The sequence below is a fragment of the Paenibacillus amylolyticus genome (assembly GCF_050990605.1).
In the GTDB taxonomy this organism is placed as follows: Bacteria; Bacillota; Bacilli; order Paenibacillales; family Paenibacillaceae; genus Paenibacillus; species Paenibacillus amylolyticus_H.
Genome location: NZ_CP158832.1, coordinates 6,314,068 through 6,329,138, shown reverse-complemented (window position 1 = coordinate 6,329,138; position 15,071 = coordinate 6,314,068). Strand labels below are relative to the sequence as shown.

Here is a 15,071-nt window from a genome sequence, read left to right as displayed (position 1 = left end):
TGAAACAACATATAACTCACCATTATCTGTATCTATCCGGGCTCGAACGGTCGGGTTTTCTTGATTGGTATCAATCTTAACTACATTAGCATAAGGCGAATCGGGAGTTTGACTTTCAATTTCGTCTCTCTTATCCGTCTCCGTCGATGTATTTCCTGTTTGATCAATAGGTTTTTCTGAACTTTCAGATCCACATCCAGATAATAAAATACTTACTGCAACTATGGAACTTAGGACAACTGAATACTTCTTAAAAATTAAAACCGCTTCCCTTCTAAATGTTAGTATATTTTACAAAGATTATTATACATCATATATAACCCATAAAAGTTGATAGCATGTCATTTATTCCTTAAAAATTAGTAACTTATGAATCACACTACCAACATAAAGGAGCGATTACATTGGTTTGTCAAAATTATTTATTAAAAAGCATACAAGCTGTACACAAAGCGGTCATGACGTATTCCAATTGTATTTGTACAGATGAGGGAGATGACACTAAACAGAAGGAGCAGGAAACTTTCCAAAAGTTTGGTTTAGAATTGTCTACCCAATTAGCTACGCTTCGTAATATGTATATTGAAAAATTTGGTGTTGATCCTATTACTGGAAGACCTCAAGAAATACTATTACCTTGTAGTTGCCAAGATAACATTCAATAACATTAAAGGGCGTTACTGGAATTATGCGGTGCGTCCTTTAATATCATTCCCTTCTAATCACAAACAGCAAAACGCCCAAGTGAAGTTCATTTCGCAAACCAGGAAACGAAAAAAGGTACTCCCCGATAATCCAGGAGCGCCCTATCTCATGCTCAGTTATAGATGATTGGAGCTTTCATCCACGATAGCTCATTGTAGTCATAATGAAATGGGATGCGAAGAAACACGCTTGAGAATAAATGTTGTTCAATCCAACGTATGATCTCTTCTCGCACAATGGCCTTCTCCCAATGATGTTCAATAAAGATATAATCAAAGAACGCTATCCGAATTTTTGTTGAAATGTGTTCAATTCTATTTGAACACCTGGACGACTGTAGGAAGTAATAATGGTCAGCCTTTTTTTATTTTTCAATAGGTTTAACTTCAATTAAATCAGCAAGAAATTCATTCTTGGCAATATCAAATTTGTATGTGATATTGAAATCACATACATATGTGGGAGATAAACCTACAGATCCTCCAAGGTTCAATTTTATTTTTTGATTCTCCAATGAATAAATATTTACACCACCAAAAGCAAGGCTGTCTTGCTTGTAATCCGACGCTGGATCAAACCCATAATTGAAATCATATTCTTTTCCTTGTGCTTTAACGGAGATCGTTAGTGTACCGTCGCCCTTTTTAGCAACATGCGTCTCAATCTGATTAGCAACAATCTCCTCATAGCTTTGGACTTTAATTTCGCTTAAATCCTCGGCACTAACGACATGAATATCATAATTGTTTAATTCTGTACCTCGCCCAGTCTGGATGATAACTACGGCTTCTTCTTTTCCATCGCCTGTAACATCCGTATAAATTACCTGCGGGGGAGTTCCAGTATCAACAGGGACATTCCAAGAAAAGTCTTTTTTATTACCGTTAACGTCCAGTGTTACCCCATCGGTTTTTGTATAAAATTTAACCCTTTCATCCTCAGAAGATCCCAGCAATTTCGCATCCGTATCTTGCACCGGCTGTGTTGTTACTTGTTTACTGGGAGACTCACCCGAACCTTGCATAACCGATGCGGGATTACCTGATCCACCACATCCTGAAAGAAAAACGATACATAACAACATCAATACACCAATCTCTTTTTTCACCTATGATCTCCTTTCGTAGACCTAGCAGAAATTATATCAAAGAAAATGAAACCATGAAAAGGCGCTCCTCGATAATCCAGAAGCATCTAACAGAAATCTACTTGCAAGTGGTCTATACTCTACCCCTTAACACCGTGATTAAATGGAGAAATTGTTGGGTTGAAAGGTGGAGAGGAAACCAAAATCACAAAACTAAAAAATGTCACCAGCACAAATGGCTGAAATCCATCTGCGTGCCGGGCTGCTGTGACCAGCAATCTGGGGCCTTATTGAATTGTTTTAATTTGGATTCGATGCCATAGCCTATTATGACATTCGTGAAACGTTTTGCGTGGAGATCACGTTATAATAGAGTAGACTTAGGGCTGGATCTTCATTTGTAACCATGAGGTTTCGGCAGCCGATGTGCCTTTCAGTGATTCTCCGCCATCATCGTTCATACGGGAGAGCACGGTTAATGTCATGGACAAGGCGAAGGCGAGCAGTACGTATATGAAAATGTTTTTTTTGTTCATAGGAAGGTACCTCTCTTGTTGAATAAGCTAAAGTAGACATCCGGCCGTCATGAGAAAAAAAGCACAACGTCTGGTATAGTAGAGTAAGTAGAACCAAACATAAATCGTTCCTGTATACCACTATATTGATGTATAGCGGTGCAAACAATGGAACAAATCTGATGAACTTATCATTATTGCTTCAAGTTATGTTTATAGAGATCGAGTGATCGTTGAAGGTGGGAGAATAACATGCGGGAGACGGCAAAAATCGTCATTCGTACGCCAGGGCAGGAAAGTGACGGCTCGTTCGCTTATGTAAGCCAGGGTCGCTCCATTACGGTGGGACGTTACACAGGCGGTGGTGAATTGGACTTATCTGTCTATAATCAGATGATATCGAAGCGGCATTGCCGCATTCATTATGATGTACAGCAACAGCTATGGATCGAGGATCTGGATAGCAAAAATGGAACCGAACTGAACGGGCAGCGCCTCGTTCCCTATGAGAAATATCCGTTTGGCGAAAGAGACAGCCTGACGCTCGTCAACGGTTTGATTCAGCTTCGCGCTGAAGGGGATCTTGGAGAGACAAGGGAATATCGGGTGTCGGATCTGCTGGGTGAGGGCGTACGCTTGCAGGATCACCTGCAAACCGTGCAGATCGGTGAAGTGGAGATTCCGCTGTCCAAGAAGGAATATCAGTTGTTCAAGCTGCTGTATAGTCAACTGGACCATTTTGTGACAAGGGAACAGATTGTGGCTCAGGTGTGGCCGGAGCGGAGCATGTTGGACAGTGAAGCGGTAGGGATCGACGAGATTAACTCGCTCATCTATCGGACGAATCGCAAGCTGGGTGTACATTTTACCATCAAGTCCGTTTATAAAAAGGGTGTATATATGAAGTCTCATGTGCCGGAATGAATGAGTGATAACAAAGGGATGAGTTCATGTTCATCATGTACCTGATTCCATGGCTGATTGCCGTGGTGACATTGATAGGTGTCATATCCATCGTACTCGTCAGTTGGAAAAACGGAATTTCCCCGATGCCCACATCCGGCCGTGTCAGGCAGGTGGTCATTCAAGAGGTGAACCGTATACCCGGGTACGGTGATGTGCTTGAAGCAGGTTCCGGATGGGGCACACTGGGGCTGGATGTTGTAAGGCACTGTCCTGGTAAGAGGCTAACTGGGATTGAGAATTCAGTCATTCCCTTATGGTCATCCCAAATAATTGCCTATCTCAGTGTTCGCTTACGTCGAGCGAAGGGGGAAAAGCACTCTCTCAAGGGCAGGCTGCGCTTCATGCGCGGGGATATCTACACCAGTTCCTATGAACATGCAGACTGCGTAATCTGTTATCTGTACCCTGGAGCGATGACCCGGCTTCTGGACAAGTTCAGTCGGGAGCTTCCGCCGGGCGCCAAGGTGATTAGTGTCTGTTTTGCGCTGCCGGGTAAGGAACCGCTACGTACCATCACCTGCCGTGATGCCCTGCGAACGAAGGTGTATGTGTATGCTTTTTGATGAAAGAAAGCATAAACAAAATAATCATAATCAAGGTTACTTTGGTTTTACAAAGAATCTTGGTTAATGAACCATTTTATTTTGCAAAAAAAGAAGCAACGAGTGATGAACTCGTCGCTTCTTTTCTGTTTGATTCTTAGGGTTGTTTCGTTACTTGAATGTAATCAAAATCGGGTATCAACGCACCAGCTTTATCCGTCATTTGTGCTTTGTCTTCTTGATTCAATTTTACATATTTTAGCTGGATGTTATTCCCCCGATCTACAGCTTGTTTGAATTTCCAGGAGTATTGATCATCGAGATTAATATAGAGTTGATTCTTTGAATTCCAATTGAGTGATAGGATATAACCACGAAGTTTAAATTCTTCGCCGTCCACATTCAATGCCAAACCATCAGCTGTACCGGATGAATTGTTCAACTGGAAACCTTCCGCAAAGGATAAAAGAACTTTACCGCTCGATTGAGAATAAGTTGCTGTTGGAGTTCCTGAATCAGGAAGTTGAGCAATTGATCCATATACTAGCTCTGCTGGATAGGCATCCTTGGCCCAATCTGTTATTCCATTCGTATTAAACTTAATCTCACCATCTCCCTCGGCGAGTGGAGTGTCGAATTTAAGGGTATACGTCATCTCGGTTGAACCGTAGCTGTATCTAACCATGTCCGGGTAGTAATTCTCATTTGCAATCTGAACTGTAAAACGAGACTTTAACGTATCGAAATTAATACTAGGATTCTCGTAGGGATCCCAGCCCGGTTCAAGTTTAGCCAATAGTGTGCGGCGATCTGAACTTAATGTAGCCGAAGTGAATTTTGGACTAAGTGATACGATAGAGTTATTCGTGTAACTTAACGCTTCATTTCTGGCATCGCTGATATCCTTTATGGCTGAGCCGTTATAACTTACCTTTAGATTAGCTAAGTCACCTTCGGTAATACCACTGACACTCAGCTTCACGTAAGCTGGCTGCATTCCTGATGCTTTAGTAGAGTTAACTATGCTTACGGACTGCACCTGACCTTTACTTAATGAAAAATCTTGTGCAGTAGGAACACTGTCAGGGTCGAGTTTCTCATTGTAATAGATATAGATAGAATCCAGTGCATCATTAATGTACTTGCTAGAAACTACAGGTGGTTGAGTATCCAAACTGTCCAGAACCGCTTTATCAAATTGAATTCTGGTCACTGCCTTAGAGGTATAATTTTTAGTCGAATCCACAATTGCGAATTCTACCTTTGCCTCTGAATTGTTAGTATCGGTAATGTTGACCCCGGTATCAAAATCCTGAACTTCATTCACTTGATCCGCACCTAATTGGAAGTATGGCCATGAATTCACATAAATAATGATATCTTCGCCAGAATGTCCCCCGATAACTGATTTTACATTAGATTTAAATGATCCATTGATAACATTGACAACCATATAAACTTCGGCAGATGAATTCAGAGCATATTTAACATGAATTGTTCCGTTTTTAACATACGCTTGAGGATAGCCCTCTACAAAATATGGATCAATAAATCCGTCAATTATCACCTGATCTGTTCCGATTGCTCTGACTGTTAAATCGTATTCATGTGTGCCAATAGCGTTACCGCTAAGTGCTGCCTTCAATTTTACAAATTTATCTTCATTTTCGTTTCTTTTAACTTCGCCACTGTTAGTAATTGTTGTTTCATCATTTGATGACCAGTCGATGTAAACGCCGGGATAGGCATCAAGAGCAGAAGGTAATGACAGGTTCCCTACAATATTGTTCTTGTTCGAATTCGATCCTAGGAAGATCTTTTCCAGTTCGGCAAAGACTTCTTCTGCGCTTACTAGTTTCTGAACAGGTCCGAAAGCTGCACTGAGTGCAGAGCCGCTCACTTGAATTTCATCCGCTGAAACGTACACCCGAATATATTTACCGCTGTTAGCTTCCGTTATAGTATAGGTGGACAATGTTGCTTCGTTGATTGCATTGTACGGCCCGTTTTCATAATCAGACTGATACCATTGATAAGAGATTTCTTCATTATCAGGTAAGCCTGCATATTCAACTGTTCCTGTAGTCAACTCAGATCCAATGGTGATATCTCCTGTTATGTTTCCAATAGAGTTTACGGTAACTGTCCCGTTAGGTCGATATATCACTGTCATTGACGTATCCGAATAGCCCTCTTGCGAGATAATTAAATTATGTTTTTCAATACGTTCAGGTTGATTCACGTTCAGCTTCAACAGAAAACTGCTTTCGTTCTCTTGTTTAAGCCCAACCCCAAACTCAGGATTGTACATCCGACCATCCAGTGTCACTTCTACATCAGAAACATTAGTTAGTGGGTGGCCGCTTGCATCAACTAATGAAACTACAGTATAAACGGATGAGGTGACAGTTCCTTGTAAAGGTTGCAAAGCAGTAACGGCGACGTCATAATGATGAGATTTAATCATCGAACTGCCTGCATTAACAATGGAGATGTTTTCGCTATTCTCCTTTGTTTCATTATCAATTTCAGTGTCATCATTAGCCGTTATTTGATCGTATTTAGACAGTTGGATGTCTAGAGTAGGCTTTGTTACGGTGACGGTAGTAGCGGAAGTGAATCCTCCGTCAACCGTCGTCGCGATAATGGTTGCTTCTCCCGCGCGCAGAGCGGTAACTAAACCAGCATCGGATACATTGACAACATCAGAACTATCTTCAGCTATTTTCCAAATAACTTTGGAGTTGGTAGCATTCTGTGGTGTTACTGCTGCAGAAAGCTGCTGAGTTTGACCAGTTACCAGAGAAATAGAAGCTGGGGAAACATTGACACCTGTCACAGCAATAGTATGGTTGCCACTGCCGGGTGTAGATCCACCTGAATTGCCTGAGTTACCCGAATTACCGCCAGTTCCACTTCCTGTTGATCCTGAATTTGTACTTGGTGTCGTTGTACCGACAGGTGATATAGGTGCTGTACCATTAACTAATACACTGGATTGACCGGAGGTTTTATTAATGTTGACATTACCCGTGATCCTTGTGTCTGCTTCAGCAGTAAATTCCTTGATTGAACCAGTTGCTGTAATTTGAACATTTGGAGCATGATTTACTACTTTGTTAAAATTACCATCCAGTTTAATTTCTTGGCCTGCCAAAAGATCAGCAGGGATTTCGATGGTTTCGAAACCTCCGCCAGTAAGGTCCTTCGTAACAACTAATGCACCACTCTCCAGGAAAGTTAAAGAAACGGATGTGTTGCCTGTTGCCAATATACGTACTCGTCCATTGTATTTATTAACAACAAGAGCTCCTTGTACGTCTACATTATTAAAGATAATGGAATGTTCGCCACCACCTTGGACATGGACGTTTCCTTTAATTATCACGTTATCCAAAGTGACTTCGCCTTCCCCGACACCTTGGGTCAGATATAAGTCGCCCGAGATCGTCATATCTTTCAGAGTTACATCTGGCGTATTAACCACAACGTTACCTTGCACATCATTTGAATATGTTCCCTTTGTAGTAATAAGGGTTTGGATCAGGCGATCAAACAAAGTAACAGCTTCCGCACGAGTAAGACTCTCTTGTGGATTGAATGAACCGTCAGGTCTTCCGCTAATGACGGATACGGATACTAATTTTTGTACTGAATCTTTTGCCCATTCAGCGATCTTATCACTATCGTTAAACGTGACAGGGTTTTGACTATCTTTGGTTTGGAAAGCAGCAACCATGAGTACCGCTGCTTCTTGGCGTGTAATCGTTTGGTTAGGCAATGCCTTTCCATCAATACCATTCAATACTCCTGCTTTATTCAGCTTAACCATGGCGTCGTAATACCATTGCTCTGCAGTTAAATCCGAGAAATTATTGCTACCTTGTTCTATGTATTTCATAATACTGTTGATCATCTTGGAGAACTCGGCTCTTGTCACCGGCGCATTGGGTCTGAAATTACCGTTGTACCCTTGGATAATGCCATAACCGTTCCACTCTTCAATAGCTTGTTGACCCCAGTGCCCTGAAACGTCTTTCAATGTGCTTGCTGTTTCTTCAGGCAAATTACTGTTTGTCGCACCAAAAGCAGGTACTGCACTTGACAAAAGCATAGCAATAGCCAGACCTGTGCTAACCACTTTTTTTGAAAATGTTTTCCTCATTACATGTACTCCTTCGTTAATAAATGAATTGGATAAATCTAAGAGTTTCTTTCTAAAATCTAAAGATGTAGTTCAAGTGTCCTGGTTCTAATCTCCTTAAAAATTACTATCATGTAGTAAAAAAGACATAATTATTTTATATTATCTCGTTACTTAACTAAAAACAATAGAAACCTAATAATATTTTCTAATCCTTGTAGTTTGTTCCGAACATGGGGGTTCCAATTAGTTAAAAAACCAGTACTTAAATGACATCTAATGTCATTTTAAGTACTGGTTAATTGATAAGCTGGGTACTCTGGGCAAGACATGACATGAACACTCAGCTTATTCATTTCAGTTATTTTGCAGAATCGGTAGTGTCTGTGCTCTCGGAGGTTGTACCGGATTGCGTCCGATTTCTACCGCCTCCGAAGCCGCCTTGACCACGACCTCCTCCCGAACCACCCATACCTGAATTGGCTGTAGTTACACCAGATTCATTGACCCAAGTCACATTACTAGTGGATTGGAAGGCAACCACTTGAGTTCCACCACTATAGGTACCGTCTGTGTAGAGTCCATCCACCGCTTTACCTGTAGACGTACCACCGGAGTAAATCACGTATGAACCATCTTTTGCAAGATCCGGTGAGCTGACAACCACGGTTTGATACTCTTTTGCCGGAGCGAATGTCAGAATGTTGTTGCCTTCGCTATCTTGTACATGGACAAGTGTTCCAGCTTTTTGGGTTTCAGGGAATGTCATCACAATGGTGTTTTGCGTAGATGCATCGGATGTTCCTTGTGCCATACCAGAGCTGCCAGCAGCCACGAGGTATCCACCGCTGATTTCAAATGTGCCATCATAATCCAATGCTCCGTTGCCGCTATCCGTCGGTCCGTTCACAATAACCGTTCCGCCAGTCATGTTAATGGAACCATTGGAGTCCAGTCCGTCACCACCTGCGTTCACCGTAAGTGTACCGCCATTAATGTGGAACTCGTTATTGCTCGCTGCTCCCATACCGCCCGGTCCACGACCTTGCTGAGTAACATCTGTACCTTGGGATGCCTGATCGGTAGTTGATGTTGTACCTGTCGTTTCAGTTACAGAGATGTTGGATGTCGTAGAAGCATCAGTTGCTGTAGTAGCGCTATCTGTACTTGCCGCTGTATTCGCAGCTGTTTCCGTCTCGCCACCTGCAGCATTAACGCCATCATCGGATGCTGTTACATCCACATCCCCATCATTCAGGGTAATGATTGCCCCTTCAAGTCCCTCATAACTCTTCGCAATGGTGATGGCTCCACCGTTAATCGTCAGCGCCTGATCGGCATGAATGCCATCATCACCAGATTCAATGCTGAATGTTCCATCGTTAACTGTCACGTTATTGTTGCTGTGCAGGGAATCATCCATGGAATCAATGGTATACGTACCGCCATTCACCGTAAGATCTGTACCTGCTTTAAGTGCTTTAGCACTTGTGGACTCGGTCGCTGTTGATGCAGTGTCCGCATCGGCATTGGTATCGGTATCTGTATTCGTAGTTGCTGTTGTATTGGCAGAGCTGGATGCTGCGCCGTTCGTAGTAGCACCTGCATTGGTCCCGCTGTTATTAGGCATCTCCGGCATATCCGCAGGAGGTTCGCCATCTGGTGGTGTGCCCATATCGGTTGGAGGTGTTCCGCCACCCCATCCACCGCCACCGCCGCCAAACGGACCTTCTTCGACTTTGGCTGGTGCATTGGCGCTACCACCGGCAGTTACAATGTTGTATGTGCCGCCATCCGTAACCAGTGCGGTTTCGGCTTGAATACCGTCATTGCCACTCTGAATATCGAAGGTACCTCCTGCGATCGCAACAAAGCCTTTGGTGGTATCCGTGTCATTGGTCGATTTGATGCCGTCACCTTCGGCTTCAATGGTAAACGTACCCGCTTGGATAGCGACCATGTCTTTACCTTTGATGCCGTCATCGGCTGCTTTGACACTGATGTTACCGCTAATGATCTTCAGATCATCCTTGCTTGTAATCCCTTCATTATAGTTACCTGTGACAGTCAATTGACCTGCACCGTTGAACGTAAGATCCGCTTTGCTGAAGATCGCAGCATCCGGCTCGTCTGTCGTAGCATCGGCGTACACATATGTTTTACCATCGGAAACAGTATTATTGGTTCCTTTTTCGAGCGTAATGACGGCTTTACCGGCTTTTTGAATATAGATCGCTGCACTGTCATTATCATGGATGGTAGCTCCGTTTAATACGAGATGTACGGTGCCCTTATCAGCCACATTGACCACAATCTGGCCATCGGTTAGCTCACCGCTAAGTACATAAGTACCCGCTTCAGTGATGGTGACTGAGCCATTGGCTGCTTTGGCGCCCGAACCGGTTACCGTTGCCGTTGTGCCGTTCAGCTTAATCGCTGTGGAATCTGCCTCACTCCAGCTAATGTTGGTATCGTCCGCATCCAGAGAGACCAGATCCGCGTATTTTACAGAAGTTTGCTCGCTGACCGATACCGTTTTGGTTGTTCCTGTCGTTGATGTTGCGGCATTGGCGGTTGTGCTTGTCGTTGCTGGTGAACTGCATGCTGCGAGCAGGCTGGTAATTATGGCGATGGACCACAGTTTGCTGCCTGTTATCATGTTTTTCTTCATATAGATCGTTCCCTTCGAGTTATAAAATTAATATTCCGTTGTTGGACTCATGGTTAATGAGATATCCAGGTTGCCGTTCCGTGTACGAATCGCATCAAGGAATTCCTTTTGGCTAACACTTTCGTGAATGGTTACACTGTAGACCAGCTCATAGAGACTGCCGAGTTCGGTCGTTCTGATTTTTTTCAGATCAAAGGGTACGTTGAATGTATGGAACACTTCATTGAGTGCTTCTTCATAGCTCAAGTTCTCAGGGATGGTGACTTTCAGCGTTTTCAGCTGACTCTTCTTGCCGCCGAAGTTGAAGCGACTCAGTACAAACATCAGTACACACAGGATAATGGTGAACAGCACCGCGTATCCAAAAGCGCCTACACCGCAGGCAAGACCGGAAGCCATCGTGAACAATACGTAAGCAATGTCTTTTGGATCACCAGGTGCACTGCGGAAACGAATGATCGAGAAGGCACCTGCCAAGCTGAATGCTCGAGCGATGTTGCTGCCGATAAGCAGGATGATGATGGCAACAATGACGGGCAGGACAACCATCGTTAAGGTGAAGCTCTGAGAGTATGTGCTTTGGTTAGTTTTCATGTAGGTAAGGCTGATGATTAACCCCAGAATGATGGCAAGACCAATAGTAATGACTGCGTTGTTAAACGTCAGGTTGGTATCGGTTAAGGCTGAACTGAATAGGGAATCAAGCATATAGGACACGCTCTCTTTCTATAATTGTTTTATTTTGTTCTATGGATGGGTTGAAATCGGTGCCTGGTACAAGAATACGCTCTGACTGGTAATTCAGGTTGGTTGTTCTCACCAAACGTCTGAACTCGTTGCCGTATTTCGAAAATCCGGTGCGGTATAGACCATGCTCACAGAGCAGTTGCGACAGCCACAGCGGAACGGTTTTCTCGGCTTTCACTTCCATCAGCCACCTTCCGTCCTTCACCAGCGGTTCACCGTAATCTCCCTGTTCCAGCTTCAGATCGTATCTGCGGCTGCGAATGTTGGTGTCAAAGGTAATGCGGAGATCCCGGCTGTTCTTGTCGAAGAGCGCTTTGCGTTCATACGCCAGATATACTTTCGGTTCAAGATCGTAGAGGCGAAGGAAATATTTGATCTCCTCCACAACCTGTTTGTTCATGTAATCCGCCAGCTCCGGTGCCTGTCCCGAACGAACAAATTCGTAGGCTTCATCCAGCTTTAAGGCGGTTCTGCGTTTGTTCACCAGGCCAAAAACTTTCTTTTTGATCTCCAGATACACTTTGGCGTTCTCTTCAGGTACTCCATAAGCCCGCAGTCTCAGCTTCTCCTTGTATTTTGGTTTGGAGAGACTGGCGCGAATCAGCGAATCCTGTGGAGTGTCGAAGTACAGGTTGCTGATGGAGTAATACTCATGTTTCTTGTTGTAGGCATCCAGTTCCATGTATTTCAGCAGGTCGTTGTAGAAATGTGCGTACTGCTCATCCGTCAGAAGATACTTGCTCTCATATCGGTTGAATACTTCAATAGCCATGTGGAACTCATTCCTTTCGTTGGTGGGTTGTATGTTTTGTAGCATCGTGTATTGCTTCCATGTCTGTATCTTAGAGCCCCAACCTTGAATGAATCTTAAATGATTTTACATTGCGTCAACATTTTTTTACCTTCCTATAATAGTTCGCATGCACAAAATGAATTAAGATTGATTCAAGGTTTAATTGATAGAATAGGTGATATCATAAAGAGTTTAATGAAGACGAATAATTCAAGCAGAGGGATGAATAGAGCATGAGAATATTAATTGCGGAAGATGAGGTTCATTTGGCAGAGGCTGTATCGCAGATTTTGAAAAAAAACAACTACTCCGTGGACATGGTCCACGATGGCAGATCAGGATTGGATTATGCGCAGAGCGGCATCTACGACCTGTTACTGCTCGACATCATGATGCCGGAGATGGACGGGATTACCGTCCTGAAGAAACTCCGCAGTGAGGGCAATCATACACCGGTCATTCTGCTTACGGCCAAAGGTGAACTCTCGGACAAAGTTACAGGCCTCGATTATGGTGCCGATGATTATATCGCTAAGCCCTTCGCCACAGAGGAATTGCTGGCCCGAATTCGTGCAGCCTTAAGGCGGAAGGGCGAAGTTGTTCCGGAGGACGGACTGAAATTCGGCGACATGGAGCTGAACACAACTCAGTTGAAGCTGAGCGTTCAGGGTAAGGAGATCAAGCTAAATCTGAAGGAGAATGAACTGCTGGAGCTGTTAATTGCCCGCAAACAGGCGATTACGTCCAAAGAGCAGATTATTGAGAAGTTATGGGGATTCGATTCGGAAGTGGAATATAACAATGTGGAGGTGTACATCTCGTTTTTGCGCAAAAAATTAACCTTCCTGAACTCGGCTGTCCGCATTAACACCATTCGGGGTGTGGGCTATGTACTTGAGGTGACATCCTGATGTTCAAGAAACTTCGAAATCGATTCCTGATCGTGAATCTGGTGTCCATCTCCATTATGATGCTGGTGGCATTTGCGACGATCTATACGATTACGTATCAGAATGTGCAACGGGAGACGAATATGGAGTTATTCAAGGTGTCTGATTTCTATCATAGTCCTTACAATTCATCCAAGATGCCGCGCGGGGAAGGTGGGGGGATGGGGACGGGTTCTGGATCAGGTGCTAGTACAGGTGCTTCAGGTTCCAGTTCAGATTCGCTACCTTCCAATGCCATGAGTGGTAACAATGAAGGACCCGGTGGAGACCCCAATGCACCTCCGGCACGTTCCGTTTCGTTCATGATCAAGACGGATGATCAGTGGAAGATTAAGGAGACGCATTCCCGATTTGATATGGAAGATACCTTCTACACTGAGGCTCTGCAAAAGGTTGACCAGAATAAAGTTGGTGATTCGGAACGGCAGACGGGACAATTTGCACTGGATGGGACGAACTGGGCCTATGTAGTTGATCCGAGCGGTGACGGGCATATGATCGTATTCATTGATGTGACGGCACAACAGGGCATTCTGACGAATCTGATCTATACATTTGCTGTTGTGGGATTAATCATGTTGATTGTGATCTACTTCTTGAGCCGTTATTTTGCGAATCGCTCCATTGCACCGGTCAGGGAAGCGTTTGAGAAGCAAAAACAATTCATTGGAGATGCTTCACATGAGCTGAAGACACCTCTGGCGATCATTAATACCAATGCCGACGTACTGCTTGCGAATCAGGAGGATACGATAGCAAATCAGGCGAAGTGGCTGCACTATATCAAGTCGGAAACCGAGCGCATGACCGGACTTACGAATGATCTGCTCTATCTGACACAGATGGACGATTCACGCTCCACGATGATTCATGCGAAGTTTAATATGAGCGATGCGGTAGAGAGTATTATTTTGCCGATGGAAGCCGTTATTTTTGAGAAAAATATCTCCCTCGATTACAACATTGAGCCGAATCTTACGGTACATGGGAACAGTGAGCAGATCAAACAGGTTATTCTGATCCTGCTCGATAATGCGGTGAAGTATTCCGGTCCTAAAGGGTCCGTGAACGTTACGCTCCAGAAACAGAATAATGATGTCATGCTGGCCGTGTCCAACACAGGGGAAGGCATTGCACCGGAACATCTGGATCGGATCTTCGATCGATTCTATCGTACGGATTCGTCCAGAGCCCGCACACATGGTGGACATGGTCTGGGGCTCGCGATTGCTCGGTCCATTGTGGATCAGCACAAAGGAGAGATTTACGCCCGAAGTGTGGTCGGAGAGGGTGCCACATTTTACGTGCGGTTGTCGTAGGGGCGGAGTGATGCGTTGGCGTAGAGTTGGATGAAGAGTTAGAGTATAGAGCGGGAGTGAGGGGATCAAAACTCTCAACTCGCTACCGCTCTCTAATCATTCGTTAGGCATAAGTTCTGCCTGTATTGGGTTAACCTATGCTACAATGGCAACAGTATGTATGAATCAAGGAGATGAACTGACGTGGCAGAAGCAAACGCAATTAATGAACAAGAAATGATGCAATATATTGCAGATAAAACGAAGGCAAGTCAGGCGAACATCGCTCTTGTGCTGAAGCATGAGCAGGCGTACATCAACAAGGCACACGAAAATGCCAAAGGTAACGATGTGGATATTGACGGCGATGATCTGGCGGACTACATCCTTAGTCGCAAAGATGTGAAGCTCGATGAGTTGACCGTAGAAAGCATTTTGGATGCTGAGATGGACTACTTGATGGACAAGGGCCACGCGGGATACGTCGATTAAGTTGAGTGTAGGTTATTCTCTGGATTTCAGGACTTTTTGTGTGAGTGATCACAAGCGCAACGGCGAGGCGTTATATGGCTGTTCCAAAAGTAACATTTCATATGTGCAGCCTTCAGCATGCTAAGTCTAAGTATCGTACTGTAAAAAAGACCTCAACTCCA

At 44.0% G+C, this 15,071-nt stretch carries 12 protein-coding genes; 6 read left to right on the top strand and 6 right to left on the bottom strand.

Going from position 1 to position 15,071, the window contains the following annotated elements; translation table 11 throughout:
• The first annotated feature begins 404 nt into the window (after window positions 1–404).
• Window positions 405–665: a hypothetical protein gene (locus ABTV53_RS27870; protein ID WP_433748792.1), complete on the top strand. Its 261-nt coding sequence runs from the start codon at window positions 405–407 to the stop codon at window positions 663–665.
• 404 nt (window positions 666–1,069) lie between these two features.
• Here the strand turns inward: ABTV53_RS27870 and ABTV53_RS27865 are convergent, their stop codons facing one another.
• Both ABTV53_RS27865 and ABTV53_RS27860 read right to left on the bottom strand, forming a co-directional pair.
• Complete coding sequence (locus tag ABTV53_RS27865) at window positions 1,070–1,813, bottom strand: hypothetical protein (RefSeq protein WP_433748789.1); 744 nt, start codon at window positions 1,811–1,813, stop codon at window positions 1,070–1,072.
• A 359-nt stretch (window positions 1,814–2,172) separates the two neighbouring features.
• On the bottom strand, window positions 2,173–2,328 hold the full coding sequence (locus ABTV53_RS27860) for a hypothetical protein (RefSeq protein ID WP_017691624.1): 156 nt from the start codon (window positions 2,326–2,328) through the stop codon (window positions 2,173–2,175).
• A gap of 231 nt (window positions 2,329–2,559) precedes the next feature.
• Between ABTV53_RS27860 and ABTV53_RS27855 the strand changes: the two genes are divergently transcribed.
• Both ABTV53_RS27855 and ABTV53_RS27850 read left to right on the top strand, forming a co-directional pair.
• Entirely contained in the window at window positions 2,560–3,231 is a 672-nt protein-coding gene (locus ABTV53_RS27855; RefSeq protein WP_433748785.1) for an FHA domain-containing protein, read from the top strand.
• A 26-nt stretch (window positions 3,232–3,257) separates the two neighbouring features.
• A complete protein-coding gene (locus tag ABTV53_RS27850; RefSeq protein ID WP_433748782.1) occupies window positions 3,258–3,836 on the top strand; it encodes a class I SAM-dependent methyltransferase in 579 nt (192 codons plus the stop codon).
• Between the two features lie 136 nt (window positions 3,837–3,972).
• Here ABTV53_RS27850 and ABTV53_RS27845 read toward each other — a convergent pair whose 3' ends face one another.
• From ABTV53_RS27845 to ABTV53_RS27830, 4 genes are all read right to left on the bottom strand, one after another.
• A complete protein-coding gene (locus ABTV53_RS27845) occupies window positions 3,973–7,980 on the bottom strand; it encodes an S-layer homology domain-containing protein (protein ID WP_433748780.1) in 4,008 nt (1,335 codons plus the stop codon).
• Window positions 7,981–8,320: 340 nt separating this feature from the next.
• Window positions 8,321–10,630, bottom strand: a complete 2,310-nt coding sequence (locus ABTV53_RS27840) for a carbohydrate-binding domain-containing protein (RefSeq protein WP_433748777.1) — start codon at window positions 10,628–10,630, stop codon at window positions 8,321–8,323.
• A gap of 27 nt (window positions 10,631–10,657) precedes the next feature.
• Window positions 10,658–11,338 (bottom strand): DUF4956 domain-containing protein, encoded by a 681-nt coding sequence (locus tag ABTV53_RS27835; protein WP_100528189.1) that lies wholly within the window; start codon window positions 11,336–11,338, stop codon window positions 10,658–10,660.
• Window positions 11,331–12,149, bottom strand: coding sequence for a polyphosphate polymerase domain-containing protein (locus tag ABTV53_RS27830; protein ID WP_433748774.1), 819 nt, complete (start codon window positions 12,147–12,149; stop codon window positions 11,331–11,333). The genes ABTV53_RS27835 and ABTV53_RS27830 overlap by 8 nt, the downstream gene beginning before the upstream one ends.
• A 254-nt stretch (window positions 12,150–12,403) precedes the next feature.
• Between ABTV53_RS27830 and ABTV53_RS27825 the strand changes: the two genes are divergently transcribed.
• The 3 genes from ABTV53_RS27825 to ABTV53_RS27815 all read left to right on the top strand — a co-directional run bounded on the left by ABTV53_RS27825 (window position 12,404) and on the right by ABTV53_RS27815 (window position 14,910).
• Window positions 12,404–13,081 (top strand): response regulator transcription factor, encoded by a 678-nt coding sequence (locus ABTV53_RS27825; protein WP_150365220.1) that lies wholly within the window; start codon window positions 12,404–12,406, stop codon window positions 13,079–13,081.
• Window positions 13,081–14,439: a sensor histidine kinase gene (locus ABTV53_RS27820; protein ID WP_433748771.1), complete on the top strand. Its 1,359-nt coding sequence runs from the start codon at window positions 13,081–13,083 to the stop codon at window positions 14,437–14,439. The genes ABTV53_RS27825 and ABTV53_RS27820 overlap by 1 nt, the downstream gene beginning before the upstream one ends.
• Window positions 14,440–14,655: 216 nt before the next feature.
• Window positions 14,656–14,910, top strand: coding sequence for a hypothetical protein (locus tag ABTV53_RS27815; protein WP_124116914.1), 255 nt, complete (start codon window positions 14,656–14,658; stop codon window positions 14,908–14,910).
• The last annotated feature ends 161 nt before the right edge of the window (window positions 14,911–15,071 follow it).

Coding starts and splice junctions, on each gene's coding strand:
- ABTV53_RS27830 (WP_433748774.1), bottom strand. CDS start 12,149: ATGGCTATTGAAGTATTCAACCGATATGAGAGCAAGTATCTTCTGACG.
- ABTV53_RS27820 (WP_433748771.1), top strand. CDS start 13,081: ATGTTCAAGAAACTTCGAAATCGATTCCTGATCGTGAATCTGGTGTCC.
- ABTV53_RS27840 (WP_433748777.1), bottom strand. CDS start 10,630: ATGAAGAAAAACATGATAACAGGCAGCAAACTGTGGTCCATCGCCATA.
- ABTV53_RS27835 (WP_100528189.1), bottom strand. CDS start 11,338: ATGCTTGATTCCCTATTCAGTTCAGCCTTAACCGATACCAACCTGACG.
- ABTV53_RS27825 (WP_150365220.1), top strand. CDS start 12,404: ATGAGAATATTAATTGCGGAAGATGAGGTTCATTTGGCAGAGGCTGTA.
- ABTV53_RS27815 (WP_124116914.1), top strand. CDS start 14,656: ATGATGCAATATATTGCAGATAAAACGAAGGCAAGTCAGGCGAACATC.
- ABTV53_RS27860 (WP_017691624.1), bottom strand. CDS start 2,328: ATGAACAAAAAAAACATTTTCATATACGTACTGCTCGCCTTCGCCTTG.
- ABTV53_RS27845 (WP_433748780.1), bottom strand. CDS start 7,980: ATGAGGAAAACATTTTCAAAAAAAGTGGTTAGCACAGGTCTGGCTATT.
- ABTV53_RS27850 (WP_433748782.1), top strand. CDS start 3,258: ATGTTCATCATGTACCTGATTCCATGGCTGATTGCCGTGGTGACATTG.
- ABTV53_RS27855 (WP_433748785.1), top strand. CDS start 2,560: ATGCGGGAGACGGCAAAAATCGTCATTCGTACGCCAGGGCAGGAAAGT.